Source organism: Streptomyces sp. NRRL B-24572, assembly GCF_002156145.1.
GTDB lineage: Bacteria > Actinomycetota > Actinomycetes > Streptomycetales > Streptomycetaceae > Streptomyces > Streptomyces vietnamensis.
The window spans coordinates 1-1,842 of the sequence record NZ_MWIG01000823.1 but is presented as its reverse complement, the minus strand read 5'-3'; the positions used below and the strand labels follow the sequence as shown (position 1 = coordinate 1,842).

Below are 1,842 nucleotides of genomic sequence, written 5' to 3'. Positions count from 1 at the left end.
GCGGGGGTCGTCTCTCCGGCCGACTCGGGGGGGGAGGAGCCGGACCGGGTTAGCACGGTCGCGAACGATCCGTGACTTCCATGGTGTACCCGAGAGCCTTCTCAGGCAAACCCACGCGCCCGAGCGTACGCCGAATGGTGGGCACCTATGCTCGGGCTTGTGGAAAACCACTCCTTGCCGCGCACAGCCGCCTTCTTTGACCTGGACAAGACGGTCATTGCGAAGTCATCGACGCTGACCTTCAGCAAGTCCTTCTACCGGGGCGGACTGATCAGCCGCCGCGCCGCCCTGCGGACGGCCTACATCCAGTTCGTCTTCCTGGCGGGTGGAGCCGATCACGACCAGATGGAGCGGATGCGTGAATATCTTTCCGCGCTCTGCAAAGGCTGGAACGTCGCCCAGGTGAAGGAGCTCGTCGCCGAGACCCTTCACGATCTGATCGACCCGATCATCTACGACGAAGCGGCCTCCCTCATCGAGGAACACCACGCCGCCGGCCGCGACGTCGTGATCGTCTCGACCTCCGGCACCGAGGTGGTCGAGCCGATCGGCGAGATGCTCGGCGCCGACCGGGTCGTCGCCACCCGGATGGTCGTCGGCGAGGACGGGTGCTTCACCGGGGAGGTGGAGTACTACGCCTACGGGCCGACGAAGGCGGAGGCGGTCCGGGAGCTCGCGGAGTCGGAGGGCTACGACCTCTCGCGCTGCTACGCGTACAGCGATTCGGCGACCGACATCCCCATGCTGGAGGCCGTCGGCCACCCGTACGCGGTCAATCCCGACCGGACGCTGCGCCGTGAGGCCGTGGCCCGGGAGTGGCCCGTTCTCGCCTTCGAGAAGCCGGTGCGGCTCAAGCAGCGGCTGCCCGAATTCCGGATGCCGCCCCGCCCCACGCTCGTCGCCGCGGCGGCGGTGGGAGCGGCAGCCTTCGGGGCCGGACTCGTCTGGTACGCGGCCCGGCGCCGGCAGGCCGCCCTCACCGAGCGTCTCGCCGGTGACTTTGCCCGAATTTGAGCAATCGACCGAGAAGCGGATCCAGCACTTTCGCTTCCACCCGGACAGGAGTAGAAAGGAATCAGGCCCGCGAGACCGAGGACATCCGAGAGGATCACCTGTTGAGCATGAAGGCCCCACGGACCTAGCACTGAAACCGGGCACCCACGCGACGTCGACCCGTCGATTACGGGCCAGCCGCACCAGGCCATGGGCAAAGATCCCGGCCTGATGGGCACATATCGAGGACGCTTGGTAACTGGGTGGACGTGCCAGCGGCGGTACCAGGACTGGTGCCGCCGCAACCCATTTCCGGCCCCGACCTGACCGGCACGGGACCCGACCAGGCCGACACGAGAGCCGGCGAGGCCCTCACGAAAGCCGCCCCCGGTGGCAGGCATCCCAGTCGGACCCGGTGGCGGTCCTCCCTGAAGGGCCTCTCAGGCGGCGCCGCGCTGGAGTGCCTCGCAGACGGCCGTCGACTCCCGGACTCCCAGTTCGACCGAGCGCCCGCAGTGTGCGATCCAGGCGCCCACGCCCTCCGGGGTGCCCGACAGGTACCCCTCGAACGCGGCGAGGTACGCGGCCCGCCCCTGCTCCGCGTGGCCGACCTCGGCCGGGCAGATCGCCTTGGGGTCGAGGCCGCTGCCGACCAGTGCGATCCGCTCCGCCGCCCGCGCGACCAGACCGTTGTACGAGGTGAACGGGCGCAGTGCGAGCAGCTCGCCGTGCACCACGGCGGCCGTCACGAGCGCCGGGGCCTCGCTGCCCGCGACGATCAGCTCGGCGAGGCCGTCGAGCCGCCCCGCGACCTCGGCGGGCGTCGGCAGCGGGGCGTCGATCAGCGGT

The 1,842-nt window shown here is 69.7% G+C and carries 1 protein-coding gene and 1 pseudogene; one reads left to right on the top strand and one right to left on the bottom strand.

Going from position 1 to position 1,842, the window contains the following annotated elements:
* The first annotated feature begins 147 nt into the window (after positions 1-147).
* Positions 148-1,014: an HAD family phosphatase gene (locus tag CCN56_RS36655; protein ID WP_086832055.1), complete on the top strand. Its 867-nt coding sequence runs from the start codon at positions 148-150 to the stop codon at positions 1,012-1,014.
* A 419-nt stretch (positions 1,015-1,433) separates the two neighbouring features.
* Here CCN56_RS36655 and CCN56_RS36650 read toward each other — a convergent pair.
* Positions 1,434-1,842: pseudogene (locus CCN56_RS36650) on the bottom strand (oxidoreductase); the annotation flags it as partial.

Excerpts from the sequence above, each read along its gene's own strand:
- CCN56_RS36655 (WP_086832055.1), top strand. The coding sequence starts at position 148 with ATGCTCGGGCTTGTGGAAAACCACTCCTTGCCGCGCACAGCCGCCTTC.